The sequence below is a fragment of the Haloplanus natans DSM 17983 genome (genome assembly GCF_000427685.1).
Classification (GTDB): Archaea; Halobacteriota; Halobacteria; order Halobacteriales; family Haloferacaceae; genus Haloplanus; species Haloplanus natans.
In genome coordinates, this window is record NZ_KE386573.1 from 2,090,338 (window position 1) to 2,104,755 (window position 14,418).

The window sequence follows — 14,418 nt, forward strand, 5'->3', positions numbered from 1 at the left end:
ATATGCGTATGACGCGGGTCTGCCGTGTGTGTGCTCGCGGCGATACGGCCGCAGTCGAGCGATCGGGCCGATCGGTCGGTCTCAGAGCCGACGTTCGTCACCGGCGGATTTGATTCGGAGTTCGCCGGTGTCGCCGTAGAACCGGAGCGAGCGGCCGGCGTCGCCACCCACGTCCGTGGCGTCGACGGGGACGCCGAGTCGGTCGAGCGTCGCCCGTGTCACCGCGACGTTGCGCTCGCCGATGGGTTCGTCCTGACTGTCGAACTCGAACATGGCGCTCCCACCGGCGAGTTTCGCCCGCACTCGACCGGGGGTCGCCCCCTCGGCGGCCATCGCGGTCAGCAGGGCGTCGATGCCGGTGTCGGCGTACTTGGCGACGTTCGGCGGATCGTCGGGTGCCGTGGGGAGCATGACGTGGATCAGGCCGGCGACACCCGCCCGTTCGTCGTGGAGCGCGACGCCGAGACAGGAGCCGAGGCCACTCGTGGTCAGCACGGCCCCGTCGGTCGTGACCGCGAAGTCGGCGATGCCGACCCGCTTTCGGGTACGCGCTGCCGACGAGGAGCGTCGGTCCTCGGTCGGCGTCCCGCCGTACGTCTTCATGTTAGAAGATCGATTCGCGGTTGGCTTCGAGTTGGTCGCTTCGCTCGACCAGCAGGGAGTCGAGGGCCTCCTTGAGTTTCTGTTCGTCGGGGATGGCGTATATCTCGCAGTTGAACTCGCCTTCCGGCGTGACGACCGTCGAGTCCATGAGGAAGGCGTACTCCTGTGACTGGCCGAGTCGACCCGCGATGGGGCTGAGAATCGCCGTTCCGAGGTCGTGAACCAGTTGGGGTGGCGTGTGGTCGATGCTCGTCTGCAGGACGTTCGCCCAGCCGTCGATGAACCCGCTGGTCATGATGTTGCCCAGTTCCTGAATCGCGCTCTCACCCATGTCGCCGAGTGGCTCGTCGAGCTCCATCGGTACCGTCGCGTCGACGATGGTCCGCGCCGACGGCTCGTCGAACAGGATGGCGAGATAGCCGCCGGGTGTGCCTTTGAACTCCATCACGGTCCCGAGATACACCTCGTCGCGGGCCGTGTTCGGCACGTCCTCGATGGGGACGAAACTGAGCCGACTCACGTCCACGTCGGTCTCGATACCCGTCATCGAGGAGACGTTCTCGGCGGCGCGTTCGGCGCCCTGCCGGGTCATCTCGTCGAAGACGGTCAGTTTGTCCATCGGGATGGCGTTCTCGTGATCGTCGCTCGCTTCCAACATCTCCGCGAAGGCGCCGTACTCCGGCAGCATGTAGATGTACGCGTCGACCCGTTCGTCGACGGCCGTCATCTGACTCTCGAAGACGAAGACGTGTTCCTCCTCGGCACGGTCGAGCGCACCGTTCGGCAACACGTCGGTGCCGTCGCGTTCGACGTACGTCGGGGGCGTCATGTCGACGCTCGTCGCCAAATAGTCGGCCCACCCGTCGACGAATCCACCCATCATGATGTTGCCGATCTCCTTGACGCCGCTCCGGGCCATCTCGTCGAAGGAGTCCTCGGCGGCGGCGCTCGCACCGGGAACGAGGACGTCGACGATGCTCGCGGCACTCGACCGGTCGAACGCGAGCGCCGTCTCGCCCGAGAGCCCACCGCCGAGGCCGATCTGCACGCCGACGAACTCCGTCCCACCGAAGACATCCTCCACGTCGCGTTTCGACATCAGCGTGACGTTAGTCACGTCGACGTGCGTCTCGATGCCAGTCATCTGGGTCAGCGACGCCGCGGCGTGTTCCGCCCCCTCCTGTGCGAGGCGGTTGTACGTGCCGAGCGACTGGATATCCACCCGCATCGTTAGGCCACGACGTCGTCGATGGCTTCGAGCACGTTCGGTTTCTGGAACGGTTTCGTGATGTAGCCGTCCGCCCCGGCCTTGACGGCGTTTTTCATCTTCTCCTCCTGCCCGACGCTCGTACACATGATGACGTTCGCGTCGGGATCGGACCCCGTGATCTCGCTCGTCGCTTCGATGCCGTCACGAATCGGCATCACGATGTCCATCATCACCAGATCGGGATCGTGCTCCCGGTAGAGTTCGACGGCCTCGACGCCGTTTTCGGCTTCACCGACGATCTCGAAGTTCTCTTCGAGGATCTCGCGCAGAAGATTGCGCATGAAGTCCGAGTCGTCGACGAGTAACACTTGCGGTGGCATCTGCCCGAAGGTTCACGACTCGACAAATAAAGACTCGGGCGCGATTCTCAGTGCTGATACGGAAGCAGGCGGGCGGTCTCGCGTGGGACGGTGGAGCGGCGACCTGCCGGCCCTATCGGTCTTCGGACAGCGCGACGGCTTGCTCGTCGGAGACGGCCTCGATGAGGTCGCCGATACTGTCGTCGCGATCGAGATCGTACCGCTTGAGCAGTCCCGTGAGCGTCCGGACCGGGTACCGAACCGAGACGTTGGCTTCGGCGAGTAGAATGCCGAGTACGTCCTCGACGGGCGTGCCGCCGCCGACGTGCTGTGCGTACCAGATCAACAGCGATTCGAAGCTGGTGACCACGTCGTTCGAGACGACCTGGTGGCGCCCCACGCCGTCGTCGAATTTGGCCGTGACGTGGAAGCCGTACTGGGCGTCGCTGGTCCGAAGGTAGTCTTCGAGCCACGCGTTGACATCCACTTCAGTGATCTCCGACCCGCCGTCGGCCTCGGATTCGTCGACCGCCGGTTCCGACTCGCGGGCGCGGCGCTCGTCGGCACGGGCCTCGGTCGCCCCGTCGCTGGTCGGCCCGCTCCCGGTCGAGACGACGTAGCGGCCGTCGTCGAGTTCGTCCACGTTGTCGTGTCTGGTGAGGTCTAACTCCTCCTCGGTGAGCACCTTGCCGCGTTCCGAGACGGAATCGTCTGAATCCGATGGCATACACTGGGCAGTGTTACCACTTTCTGGAGTGAAAACATAAAGATTCGGTGCGGCCCGAAGGGGAGCAGGTCGGCCTTAGAGTGCGACGGATTCCTCGCCTGCGAGCGACTGGGGCACCCGGATGCGGATGATGCTCGTCGCGCCGGATTCGGTGTTGACACGGAGCGTGACCGTGTCGCCGGGCTCCAGCGGTTCGTTGACGAACGCGCCGTTGGTCGCCATCTCGGTCATGTTGAGCGTGACCACCAGACGGTCCGTGCGGCTGTTCAGGATGAGGCCGCTGTTGCCGTCGGACGCGTTGAGCGAGGTGTCGTCGTCCTGAAGCGCGCGGGTTCGGTCGTTTGGTCCGGCCGCACCGGTCCGATTGACCACCGATTCGTTGGTGAACGCGAACCGATCGGTGCCCTCCGGACCGACCAGTTCGAACGTCGTCGCGCTCATGTTGATGTCGCTTGCCCCCGGTGCTTTCTGAACCACCAAGGACACTTCGTTGACCCGCAAGGAGACGTTAGTATTGTTCCCGTCACTGTACGGAGTGGTCGACGACACGATCGTCTGGTTGAAGGAGTCGTACGCCGACACGTTCCCCGTCTTCGAAACCGGTTCGAGCCGGTCGGTGACCTGCGCACTGCTCTGTTGACCCGTCTGTTCTGACTGCGTCTGGAGGAAGCCGGCGGTGTTGATGAGGACGCCAGCCGCGATCGCCGCGACCAGGACCATCGCGATGAACACGATGAGCGTCCCAATACCGACCTGACCCCTGTCAGTTCGTTCTTCGAACATCGTTTGTTGTGTAACCCGGGGTCGTGGTGCCCACGGGCTCTGTTCTACCGTTCTCGAAATCACACATAAAGATACGCTCCCGAATATCACTCGTGAAAACGAGGGTATGAGGCGGTTTTACAGCCGGAAATACCGAATCGATCGAGTATCAGTCGTAGATGACGAGACTGTAGACGACGAAGATGAAGCCGAGCGACGAGAGGCCACTGTTGACCAGCAACAGGGAGCGAACGCCCTGGAAGTCGGTGACGAACGCGCTGATTGCAGTCGCGATGGCGGCGGCGGCGATGAGGCCGAAGCCGAGCGAGACGTGGATCATCGCCCGTCGGGTTGTCTGGAGGTACGCTCTGATCGCCATGCCGACCATCGTCAATCCGGAGATGACTAGGATGGCCGTCGCGGCGAGATACAGGTATTCGACGAGGAGCATGTGGGTTCGTCAATGAGCTTGCCACACCGAAGTATAAATCTGGTCGTGATATTCTCATCGCTGATACCCCCCGTCGACGGAGCGGCCGTCTTGCGTGCGTCCGACAGTACGTTTTATTGTGTTCCCCCGTATCTAAACTGATAACGAATGGACGGGATCGAGATGTTGCGGGTTCTGGGCAACGAGTACAACCCGCAAATACTGAGTTTCGCTCACGAACCGCGTTCGGCCCAGGAACTCAGCGACGAACTCGACGTACCGATCGCGACCTGCTATCGCCGGATCGAGGAACTGCAGGAAGCGGACTTGCTCGAACACCACGACCGCGTGTTGTCCGACGAGCGACGCCGGGTCAACGTCTATCGCCGAAACATCGAGGAGGTCGTCGTGAACTTCAGCGAAGGGGACGTCTCGGTGGAGGTCGAGGAGCGCCGGCGGGTCAAAAACCAGATCGACGAGGTCTGGCGGACGCTGTCGGAGTAGGCACCTACTCGCCCGGGAACGGACCGTCACGCTGCCCCATCATCGAGAATCCAGCGGCGCGTTCGTGGACGGTGATGCCGCCCTCGCTGATGTCCATGGGGAAGATATCCGTCTCGATATCCTGTTTGCGCATCTTGGCCACCCAAATATACCGGTTGACGCCCGACTCGGTCGGCGTCTGAATCAGGTAGATGTTCCCGTCGGTGAGGAAGTTCTCCAGACCGATGTCCTGTTCCGGGAAGACCGCGGACTGCTCGGCGATGAGCAGCGACGTCAGCCCGTTCGCCTTCAGGATGTCCGAGAATTTGAGGAGGTAGGTCCGCTTCTCCGTTTCGTCCGCAAAGAACAGTTCGAACATGGTCAGGGAGTCGAGGACGAGTCGTTCGTACGCCATCTCCTCGAACTCGTCGAGCAACAGTTCGAGCGTGTCGTTGAAGTCGTTGTGCCGGAGCAGTTCCTGTTTGTCGTAAATGAGGATTTCGTCTTCCTCGACCAGTTCGCGCCAGTCGTCGAATCCGATGGATTCGGCGGCCTGCGCGATGTCCTCCCGGTTCTCCTCGAAGGAGAGATAGATCCCCTTCTCGTCGAACTCCCGAACGCCGTTGTAGATGTACTGGAGGCCGAGGATACTCTTCCCGGTTCCCGGATTGCCGCTGATCAGGACGGTCGCATTGTCGACGATACCCCCACCGAGGATCGAATCGAGACCCTCGATTCCGGTCCGCGTCAGCTCGGTCATTACGACACACAGTTACGTGGACTGACTGAAATAAATTCGCAACGCGGAGACGGAGCGCTCACACCAGTAGAACGGACGCTACTGGCTCCGATTTTCACACGTGAGAACACGGGCGCAACCTATTTGCTTCGGACCGGCGATGTCCGCTCAATGAGGCTTTCCACCGGCGTGGACGGTTTCGACGAACTCGTCGACGGGGGACTCCTCCGGAATCGGTTGTACATTCTCAGCGGGCCACCGGGAAGTGGGAAGACGACGTTCTCCTCGCATTTCGTCACGGAAGGGGCCCGGATGGGGGAGAAATGTCTCTTTCTGAGCATGCACGAAACGGAGGCGGAACTGACCCACGACATGAGCGCCTACGACTTCGGGTTCGAAAAGGCGGCACAGTCGGGGAACTTTCAGTTCCGGAACGTCTTCGATTCGAACGCGAAACGGCTGTTGAAAGGTTCCGGCGGCAACGACTTCTCCTCCGGCGTCCAGAACATGACCAACCGGCTAGTCGGGTTCATCAACTCCCGCGAAATCGACCGTCTGGTCATCGACTCGACGATGATACTGCAGTATTTCTACCCCGACAACCACGAGGCGTTCGTCCAGTTTCTCACCTCGCTCAAGCGCGTCGACGCGACGACCCTCCTGATCTCGGAGATGACCGACCCGACGTCTTACGCCGACGAACATTACCTCGCCCACGGCGTCGTCTTCATGCACAACTACATGGAGGGGGACGGAATGTGCCGCGGCGTCCAGATCATCAAGATGCGCGGGACGGACATCGACGGCGACATCCACCCCATCGAGTTCGACGACGACGGCCTGCACGTCAGGGCCACACGGAAACTCGAGGCCTGAGATGTACGACGCCGAGTTCGACACCGACTGGGACGACTTGGACAAGGAAGGAGCGCTCGAACGGGCGTTCGCTCTGGGCGTCGCTCGGAGTCTCGGGAATCCGAACTGCGAGGAGTACGAACGGGTCCTCGACGCCACCGAGACGACCTACGAACGGAGCCTGATCGAACTCTCCTACGAGGAGGGACGGCGGAAAGCGTCGGGACGGCACGGGGAGAAGTCGATGGCGGTGTGGGAGGACCTCGTCGTCGAGGCGGACGGCGACGCCGGCGGATCGACGCCCGGCCCGCGGCGTCGGTCGCGGGACGGACCACCGAGCATGACCGACCGTCCGGAACCGACGGTCGTTCCCGAAGACGGGCTAGATCGGATTCGACTCCCCGAGTTCCTCCGGCGCCGGTAGGCCGTATTACGCCGCGTCGGCGCCGTCGGTGCGCATCAGTTCGCCCGGCTCCGTCCAGATGACGAACTCGCCGTCGTCGCGGTTGACCACGCCGTTGATCCACGGTTCGTCGACCGGGGATTCCTTGACCGTCGAAAGCGAGACGGTCGACACCCGCCGGACGCCGTCGACGGCCCACCCGACGCTCCACTCGTCGTCCATCCGCGTCGAGTCGAAGACGACGATCAGGTCGCCGTCGTCCTCCGACTCGGCCGCCAGCGTCTCCATCGGGTCGATGACGGTCGTGATGTCGCCACGGAGGTCGATGACGCCCTCGACGAAGTCGGGCGCGTTCGGAATCCGCGTGACCGTCCCGCGTTCGACGATCTGTTCGATAAAAGTGATGTCCAGACAGTAGCGCTCGTCGCCAAGGACGAACTCGAGGACCGAAATCGTCTCGTCGTCGGTCGAGTCCTCGTCGTCCGTCACGTCCCCGTCAGCCTCGGGCGACACGTCGTCCGCGTCGACGACGGCCGCGACGGACGACGCCGCGTCGGACGTGTCGATGTCCGCGAGGGCCGCGGCCATCTCTTCGTCGAGTTCCGCCGCGGCGTCGTCGGCGTCCGGGTCGGGCTGTGTGGTCGGCTCCGTCATTGCGGCGGCGTTCGTACCACCTCATAATAAACCCGGCCACCGGGTTCTCAACCGTGATACTCGGTCGTGCGGGTCGTTGTACGTCAGCACCGGTGGGTCGCCGGGACGGGCCGACGAACCACCCGGGATCCGTATCAGTCGAGCGGCGACGGGTCGGCGTCCGCTCCCCCGAGTGCGAGCGCACTCCCGGCGCCCGCGGCGACGTATCGGTCCCAAAGGACGAGCGTCGTCGGGAGAACGAGGATCGAGGCGAGATAGGAGTAGAGCACGCTCAGAGCGATCAGCAGGCCGAACTGTCCGAGAATGGGGGAGATAGCGAGCCAGAGCACGCCGAGGCCGGAGACGGTCGTCAGCATGCTGCCGGTGAGGGCACCGCCCGTCCCGCGCACCGTCGCGAGCAACGCCACGTCGGCGTCCGTCGCGCTATCGTACTCCTCGACGAACCGATGGAGGAGATGCGCCGAGTAGTCGATGCCGAGGCCGATGGCGATGGAGAGACTCGTCCCCGTCAGGACGTTGAACGGGATGTCGAGAAAGCGCATCGTCGACGCCAGCGCCGCGACGGTGAGGGCGATTGGCAGGACGTTGACGAGGCCGAGCGACGGGCGCCCCTCCAGGAGGCCGTAGACGACGACCAGAAAGCCCGCGGCGGCGACGAGGGCGATGACGAGGCTCCGGAACGCGGACGCGCCGATCACGTCGGAGACGGCTTTCAGGACGATGACGCCGCCGGTCGCCGTCGCCTCGAACCGCATCCGGTCGGCCACGGCGCGGGTGTCGTCGGTGACGGCTTCCTGTGACGCGTCCGCCTCGACGGCGTACTCGATCCGGGCGCTGGAGTAGTCGTCCGTGATGTAGCCGAGCGCCCGGTCACGGGCCGGCGAGTCGAGGAGAGCGGCGTAGACGGTCCGGAGGTTGTCGTCCGGAATCCCGTTGTCGTTGCGATCGTTGCGGGCGACCAGCGTCGCGAACTCCGGGTCCTGAGCCGCGTAGGCGCGGATGACGGTGACGATGCTCGTCTCGCGGGCGTGCCCGCCGTCCGCGACGAAACTCGGTGGGGGGTCCTCGCCGGCCCGCCACATGGATTCGAGGGCGTCGTCGCGGTGGAGCGGTCCCTCGACGTACACCTGGGTGGTGTCCTCCTCGCCCGTCTGGAAGTTGCGTTCGAGGAAGTTCGTCGTCTCGGTGACCGTGTAGTCGCCGGGCCGGAAGGGTTCGGGGACGTAGTCGAGATACGCCGGCGGCTCCTCTGGCGGGAGGAAGTCGTCCTGTGTGAACCGGCTGTCGACGCCGGCGCCGTACTGGCCGAGGACGGCCGTCGAGACGAGGACGACGACGAGGAAGGCACGCGGGGCGGCGCGGGCGACGTAGACGCCGACCGGGAGCACCCGGCCGAGCAGCGACTCCTCGGAGCCGAGCGCCGCCGTCCCGAATTCGGGGACGCCGAGGCGCTCGCGCCAGCGGTCGGCGAGCACCTTCGCCGCCGGGAGGAAGATACCGAAGACGAGGGCGGTGAAGACGATGCCCACCGCGGCGACGATGCCGAGTTCGCGGATCGAACTCAGCCCGCTGCTGAGGTTGGCCGCGAAGCCAAGCACCGTCGTCCCGGTGACGATGAAGAACGCGATCAGTAGCTGGTCGGTGGCGACGCGCATCGCTGCCCGGACGTCCACGTCACCGACGTGTTCCTCGCGGTATCGGTTGATGGCGTGGATACCGAAGTCGATGCCCACCGCGAGCAAGAGCGGGGGGATGGCGACGAGCAGTTGGGAGAAGGCGATGCCAGCGAGACCCATGAAGCCGAACGTCCAGAGCATCGTCATCGCGAGGGCGACGAGGCCGAGCAACAGGTCGAGCGGGTCGCGATACGCGACGATCAGGAAAAGCAGGATGAGCACGACAGCCGCGGGAATCACGAGGCCGAGCGAGTCGTTGATGACGTTGCCCAACTCCTCGCTCGTGATGCCGCTCCCGAAGACGGTGATGTCGCCGCCGACGGCGTCGACGGTGTACGCGGCCTGAAGCTGGATGGCGGTGAGCGGGTTGGAGTCGCTCGTTCCCGGGCCGTCGCTCCCGCCTCCGGGGAGGCGGTGGGTGACCGTGCCGATGGTGGCCGACGCCGACGCCGATCGGGCGTTGAAATCCTCGCTGAGCAGGGCGCGAAGCCCCGGATTCCGCTCGACGGTCGTCCGCACGGCGCGGTCGATTTCGGCCGGCGTCGCCCGCTCGACGGCGCGAATCTCGTCATCGATGGAGTCGGCGGAAGGGTCGAGGGTCCGGGCGACCGAGCGCGCAACACTCGACGTGCTCGACACCTGAAGGTCGGGGTCGTCGGCGAGACGTTGTTGGGCCTCCAGCATCCGCAACAGTTCGGGTTTCGAGAGGACGTTCGTCCCCTCGTGGATCAACTGCGTCGTGCCGGCGTCGTCGCCGAACGTGATCCGCTCGAAGTTGTCGTTGATCTCCGTCAGTGCCTGCTCGGCGGGCACGTCCTCGGTGAACTGGTCGGTGCCGGAGTCGGTGCCGCCGCCGCCGAGGCCGGCGACGAAGAGGCCGGAGACGACGAGAAAGACGAGGATCACCCGACCGGGCCGGTCGACGATCCACGAATCGAGGGCGTCGACGATCCGCCGGGGGTCGACGGCGGGCACGCGTCGGTCAGTCGCCACCGGTCGACCCGTTCCGACGGTACCGGACGAGCAAGCCGAGTCCCGTTACCGCGAGCGCGCCGACGGTGATCGGCAGGAAGGGGAGCCCACCGCCCTCCTGCCGTTCGACCGAGACCGGCACGCGGTACGTCTCCGACACTTCCGTGTCGCCATCGGGGAGTTCGTACTGGAAGTCGATGGAGACAGGGTACTCTTTCTCCAGCGCCGATCCGCTCGCGCTCAGGCCGATGACGAACGTCGCGGACTCGCCGGGGTCGAGCGTCGAGACCAGCCCTTCGTCGTCGTCGCTGCTGAGCGGGGACTGGACGAACGCCTTGGCCTCCACGTCCCGGAGGGGGTCGTCACCCTCGTTGGTCACGCGGAGTTCGAGCGTCGTCGTCCCGCCGGCGACGACGGTGCGGTTGATCGCCTCGACGCTGAACCGGTCGCGCTGGGGTTCGATCGTCACCCGCTCGTTGAGCGGGTCGCTCCGGCGCACGTCGCCGCGCTCGTTACGGTAGCGGACGGAGACGTTGAACTGCTGGGTGGTGGCGCTCGCGGCGTCGCTGATCGCCACGTCGAAGTCGTACTCGCCCGACTCCCCGGGTTCGAGCGTTTCGAGGGCGTACTCGTTCGACTCGACGTTGACGTTCGGGTTCGATGACTCGAAGACGACCACCGGTTGGCGGGCGGTGTCGGGACCACGGTTGACGACGGTGCCGGCGAAGTGGCCCTCCTCACCGACCCGGAGGGTCGACTCGGTGTCGCGGAGCTCGAAGGTCTGTTCCGGAGCGGGTCGGACGCCCACCGCGAGCGGTTCGGAGGTGCGCGCGATGCCGTCGGTGTCCTCGTACTCGACGGTCGCCGAGAGGCTGTAGTTGCGCAGGGTCGCGCCGTCGTCGAACTCGACGGTGTACTCGACCGTTGCGTTCGTGCCCGGCTTCCACTCCCCGACGTAGCCGGTCGAACTCGTCGAGCCGCTGCCGAAGGTGAGTTCGTCCGTCGCCGAGGAGAGGACGACGCTCGCGTCGCGGGCGGTCCGCGTGCCGTCGTTTTCGAGCGTCACGGTGACGCTTCCGGTGTCGCCGATCTGGGCCGTCGTGGACGTATCGACCACGTCGAACTGCGCCTGATCGGGGACCCGGAGGGTGACGTACTGCGTCTCCTCGCGCGTGAGGTCGTTGTACTCGGGCGAGCCGACGGCGTCGTACTCGACGCTGACGGTGTAGCTGTACGAGACGGTGATCGGAACCCGGTAGCGGCCGGGGTCGACGTTCTCCGGGACGGTGATCGAGATGGGGTCGATAGCCGTCGTCCCGCGCGGTACCTCGCCGACGGCGACGCGGCCGGTGTTGATCTCGAAGGGCGTATCACCCGCCTCGACGTCGACGGAGACGCCGCGGGCGGTGGTGACGCGTTGCTCGTACTGTGACGGTCCACCGCGGCGCAACTGGCCGTCGTTCGAGACGACGAGGTCGAGATCGGTCCGGGTGCCGGGCTCGACTTCGGTCGTCGAGGTGTACACCTCGATGTCCGGCCGGCCGATGACGGTGCCCGACGAGGACTGACCGGCGGCAATGCCGGTCGCCGCGACGGTAGCGAGGACGACGAGTGCAACGAGGAGGAGCGATCGGTGTGTAGAGTGCATGGATGCGTGCTGTGCGCGCCGGAATCGCTCGCGGAGGGCGCGAGGAGCGACGGGGGCGTCCGACCCGGGCGGGTACGAGAATGATGGGTAGAACGAAGTAAATAAGTTGTGAATGAACATTCAGTCACCGTGGCCTTCGACGACCCCTTCGGGCGCGACACCGACGACACCCGGACGACGATCATGCACGCGACCTACGAGGCGCTGATCGAACACGGGTACGAGAACCTCACCATCCAGCGGATCGGCGACGAGTTTCCCAAGAGCAAGTCGCTCATCTACCAGCATTACGGGGGGAAAGACGAGGTGCTGGTGGCGCTGCTCGAGTTCCTCCTCGAACACTTCGAGACGCAGGTGCCGGAGCCGACCGGAGGCGACGCCCACGACTGCCTGTGGACCGTCATCGAGTACGTCCTCGCACCGGACCCGGACGCCGACCGGGCCGAACTGACGAAGGTGATGGTGGAGCTCCGGGGGCAGGCGCCACACAACGAGACGTTCGAGGAGTGTTTCGCGGCCAACGACCGCCGGTTCCGACGGAACCTCGCGGACATCGTCGAACGCGGTATCGCGGAGGGTGTCTACCGACCGGCCGACGCCGACGCCGTCGCCGAGTTCCTGTTGACAGTGATGAACGGTGGGACGCTCAGGCGGGCAACGGCAGCCGACGCCGTGGATGTCGCGGCCATCAGGGACGAAGTCGAAGCCTACCTTCGGTGTCGACTGCTACGAGAAGACAAAAAGGGGTGACCGGCGTCGTCCGGCACGGTACGTCGATACCGGCGAGTCGTCGAACGGGTGACCGACGCTCGTAGGGATTATCGGAGTTGTTCATCGGTTCGGTTTCGTCCGAATCGGAGACCACAGCCAGCCGATGATCGCTGGCCCTCCGGTTGGCTACGATACTCCCTATCAGTTGATGCGGACGTGTCCGGTGCCGTCGACGTGGACGGTGTAGCCTTCGTACTCGAAGGAGAGGCTCCGGGTCGCCACTTCGGCCGCCGAGCCGCTGAAGAAGGCTTCGAGCGCGTCGGGGTCCACGTAATCCGCGAGCGGGTCCAGTTCCACTGCCGAGCATCCCTCGACGTCGCCGAGGGCCGCCTGCACCGTGAAGCTGACCGGTTCGCGTCGGTCCCAGTCGATTTCGAGTCGGTGAGGGGCCGCCATCGTCGTCGTACTCTCGTCGCCGGTCGCTGACATACCCGAGAGTTCGTCTCCCCACATATAACGCTACTGGCCAAATTATCTATTGTGATACCTGACGGATCGCCATCGATTTGACCGACGCGTGGGACGTAAACACGCATGTCACTCGAGGGATTCGCCGGCGCGAACGCACCGACCGAGGGAGGGGACACCTTCCAGCTACAGAATCGCAAGCTGCTCGCCGTTGATCTCGACGGCGCCGTGACGGCACTCGCGGGATCGATGGTCGCGTACAGCGGCGACGTGACGTTCTCGGGGAAGGCTTCCGCCGAGGGTGGCGTGACGGGCTTCATCAAGAGCAAGGCGACCAGCGAGGGGACACCCGTGATGGAGGCCGAAGGGACGGGACGGCTCTACCTCGCCGACGGGGGCAAGGAGGTGGGTCTCGTCACCCTCGACGAGGGTGAGTCCATCTCGGTCAACGGCAACGACGTGCTCGCCTTCGCCGACACCGTCGACTACGAAATCGGGACCATCGACAGCCTCGCCGGCTCTTCGGCCGGCGGGCTGACCAACGTCTACCTCACCGGACCGGGCGACGTGGCGATCACGACCCACGGCGATCCGGTCGTGCTTGAGCCGCCGGTGCGGACCGATCCAAGCGCGACCGTCGCGTGGAGCGGGTCGCTCTCGCCGAGCGCGGACGTGAACCGGAGTCTGAGCGATCTGGTCGGCCAGTCCTCCGACGAAACCTACCAGCTATCCTTCGAGGGTGAGGGGGGCTTCGTCGTCGTCCAGCCGTTCGAGGAGGGTGCGTAAGCCGGGATGGAGATCCTCGTCTTCGGCGCCGGGAGCCTCGGCAGCCTCGTCGGTGGCCTCCTCGCCCGCGAGCACGACGTGAGCCTCGTCGGGCGCGACCCCCACGCCACGGCGGTGAACGACGACGGCCTGCGGATCACGGGCGTCGAATCGGTCGACGTTCGGCCGGCGGCGACGACGGACGCGACGGGCACGAGCGCCGACCTCGCGCTCGTGACGGTGAAAACCTACGACACCGAGGCCGCGGCGCGGACGCTCGCGACCGGCGACTACGACGCCGTCTGCTCGCTCCAGAACGGGATGGGAAACGAGGACGTACTCGCCGACACCGTCGACGCATCCGTCCTCGCCGGGACGGCGACGTACGGGGCGCGACTTGTCGACCCGGGGCACGTCGAGTGGACCGGCCGCGGAACGATCACGGTCGGCGCGTGGCGGCCGGTAGACGACGCGACGACGGCGGATCGAGTCGCCGCGGCGTTTCGCGCGGCCGGTCTCGACGCCGCGGCCACGGCCGACATCCGGACCCGGCTCTGGGAGAAGCTGGCGGTCAACGCGGCGATCAACCCCGTGACGGCGCTTTCACGGGTCGAAAACGGCGCGCTGACGGAGCGGCCACTCGCGGCGCTCGCCCGGCCGGCGGCCGTCGAGACGGCGGCCGTCGCCCGCGCCGCGGGTACCGACCTCGACGACGGGACGGCGCGGGACGCGGCCGAGACGGTCGCGCGCGAGACGGCACGGAACCGATCGTCGATGCTTCAGGACGTGACTCGTGGACGGCGCACGGAAATCGACGCGATCAACGGCTACGTGGTGGATCGCGCGGCGGCGACCGGTACGTCGGCGCCGGTCAACCGGACGCTCGCCGACCTGATCCGGGGGTGGGAGGCGGGCGTCGGCGTCCGTCCACCCGGACACGAATAGCTCGACGT

Annotated in this window: 17 protein-coding genes; 6 read left to right on the forward strand and 11 right to left on the reverse strand. The window is 65.5% G+C overall.

Going from position 1 to position 14,418, the window contains the following annotated elements; all coding sequences use genetic code 11:
* Positions 1–81: 81 nt before the first annotated feature.
* From HALNA_RS12845 to HALNA_RS12870, 6 genes are all read right to left on the reverse strand, one after another.
* The gene (locus HALNA_RS12845; protein WP_049936753.1) at positions 82–603 is read right to left on the reverse strand and encodes a chemotaxis protein CheD; all 522 of its coding nucleotides are present in this window, start codon (positions 601–603) and stop codon (positions 82–84) included.
* Position 604: 1 nt separating this feature from the next.
* Positions 605–1,831 carry a chemotaxis protein CheC gene (locus HALNA_RS12850; protein ID WP_049936754.1) on the reverse strand — a complete coding sequence of 409 codons (1,227 nt, stop codon included), beginning with the start codon at positions 1,829–1,831 and terminating at the stop codon, positions 605–607.
* 2 nt (positions 1,832–1,833) lie between these two features.
* Complete coding sequence (gene cheY, locus HALNA_RS12855; protein WP_049936755.1) at positions 1,834–2,193, reverse strand: chemotaxis protein CheY; 360 nt, start codon at positions 2,191–2,193, stop codon at positions 1,834–1,836.
* A 112-nt stretch (positions 2,194–2,305) separates the two neighbouring features.
* Complete coding sequence (locus tag HALNA_RS12860) at positions 2,306–2,899, reverse strand: DUF7500 family protein (protein ID WP_049936756.1); 594 nt, start codon at positions 2,897–2,899, stop codon at positions 2,306–2,308.
* Positions 2,900–2,974: 75 nt separating this feature from the next.
* Positions 2,975–3,682, reverse strand: a complete 708-nt coding sequence (locus tag HALNA_RS12865; protein WP_049936757.1) for an archaellin/type IV pilin N-terminal domain-containing protein — start codon at positions 3,680–3,682, stop codon at positions 2,975–2,977.
* Between the two features lie 148 nt (positions 3,683–3,830).
* Positions 3,831–4,112: a DUF7521 family protein gene (locus HALNA_RS12870; protein WP_049936758.1), complete on the reverse strand. Its 282-nt coding sequence runs from the start codon at positions 4,110–4,112 to the stop codon at positions 3,831–3,833.
* Positions 4,113–4,259: 147 nt separating this feature from the next.
* Between HALNA_RS12870 and HALNA_RS12875 the strand changes: the two genes are divergently transcribed.
* Complete coding sequence (locus tag HALNA_RS12875) at positions 4,260–4,595, forward strand: winged helix-turn-helix domain-containing protein (RefSeq protein WP_049936759.1); 336 nt, start codon at positions 4,260–4,262, stop codon at positions 4,593–4,595.
* Positions 4,596–4,599: 4 nt separating this feature from the next.
* Here the strand turns inward: HALNA_RS12875 and HALNA_RS12880 are convergent, their stop codons facing one another.
* Complete coding sequence (locus HALNA_RS12880) at positions 4,600–5,334, reverse strand: RAD55 family ATPase (RefSeq protein WP_049936760.1); 735 nt, start codon at positions 5,332–5,334, stop codon at positions 4,600–4,602.
* Positions 5,335–5,484: 150 nt separating this feature from the next.
* Here HALNA_RS12880 and HALNA_RS12885 point away from each other — a divergent pair, with 150 nt between their 5' ends.
* Together HALNA_RS12885 and HALNA_RS12890 are read left to right on the forward strand one after the other, a co-directional pair.
* A complete protein-coding gene (locus HALNA_RS12885) occupies positions 5,485–6,189 on the forward strand; it encodes an RAD55 family ATPase (RefSeq protein WP_049936761.1) in 705 nt (234 codons plus the stop codon).
* Position 6,190: 1 nt separating this feature from the next.
* A complete protein-coding gene (locus HALNA_RS12890) occupies positions 6,191–6,592 on the forward strand; it encodes a hypothetical protein (RefSeq protein ID WP_049936762.1) in 402 nt (133 codons plus the stop codon).
* A 6-nt stretch (positions 6,593–6,598) separates the two neighbouring features.
* Here the strand turns inward: HALNA_RS12890 and HALNA_RS12895 are convergent, their stop codons facing one another.
* The 3 genes from HALNA_RS12895 to HALNA_RS12905 all read right to left on the reverse strand — a co-directional run bounded on the left by HALNA_RS12895 (position 6,599) and on the right by HALNA_RS12905 (position 11,521).
* Entirely contained in the window at positions 6,599–7,225 is a 627-nt protein-coding gene (locus tag HALNA_RS12895) for a chemotaxis protein CheW (protein WP_049936763.1), read from the reverse strand.
* Positions 7,226–7,359: 134 nt separating this feature from the next.
* Positions 7,360–9,894: an efflux RND transporter permease subunit gene (locus HALNA_RS12900; protein WP_245576033.1), complete on the reverse strand. Its 2,535-nt coding sequence runs from the start codon at positions 9,892–9,894 to the stop codon at positions 7,360–7,362.
* On the reverse strand, positions 9,884–11,521 hold the full coding sequence (locus tag HALNA_RS12905; protein WP_245576034.1) for a COG1361 S-layer family protein: 1,638 nt from the start codon (positions 11,519–11,521) through the stop codon (positions 9,884–9,886). Before HALNA_RS12905 ends, HALNA_RS12900 begins: the two co-directional genes overlap by 11 nt.
* 108 nt (positions 11,522–11,629) lie before the next feature.
* Here HALNA_RS12905 and HALNA_RS12910 point away from each other — a divergent pair, with 108 nt between their 5' ends.
* Positions 11,630–12,271: a TetR/AcrR family transcriptional regulator gene (locus HALNA_RS12910; protein WP_211226019.1), complete on the forward strand. Its 642-nt coding sequence runs from the start codon at positions 11,630–11,632 to the stop codon at positions 12,269–12,271.
* Positions 12,272–12,433: 162 nt separating this feature from the next.
* Here the strand turns inward: HALNA_RS12910 and HALNA_RS12915 are convergent, their stop codons facing one another.
* Positions 12,434–12,721 carry a HalOD1 output domain-containing protein gene (locus HALNA_RS12915; protein ID WP_049936764.1) on the reverse strand — a complete coding sequence of 96 codons (288 nt, stop codon included), beginning with the start codon at positions 12,719–12,721 and terminating at the stop codon, positions 12,434–12,436.
* A gap of 105 nt (positions 12,722–12,826) precedes the next feature.
* Between HALNA_RS12915 and HALNA_RS12920 the strand changes: the two genes are divergently transcribed.
* Both HALNA_RS12920 and HALNA_RS12925 read left to right on the forward strand, forming a co-directional pair.
* Positions 12,827–13,486, forward strand: coding sequence for an AIM24 family protein (locus HALNA_RS12920; protein ID WP_049936765.1), 660 nt, complete (start codon positions 12,827–12,829; stop codon positions 13,484–13,486).
* Between the two features lie 6 nt (positions 13,487–13,492).
* A complete protein-coding gene (locus tag HALNA_RS12925) occupies positions 13,493–14,410 on the forward strand; it encodes a ketopantoate reductase family protein (protein WP_049936766.1) in 918 nt (305 codons plus the stop codon).
* Positions 14,411–14,418: the final 8 nt, after the last annotated feature.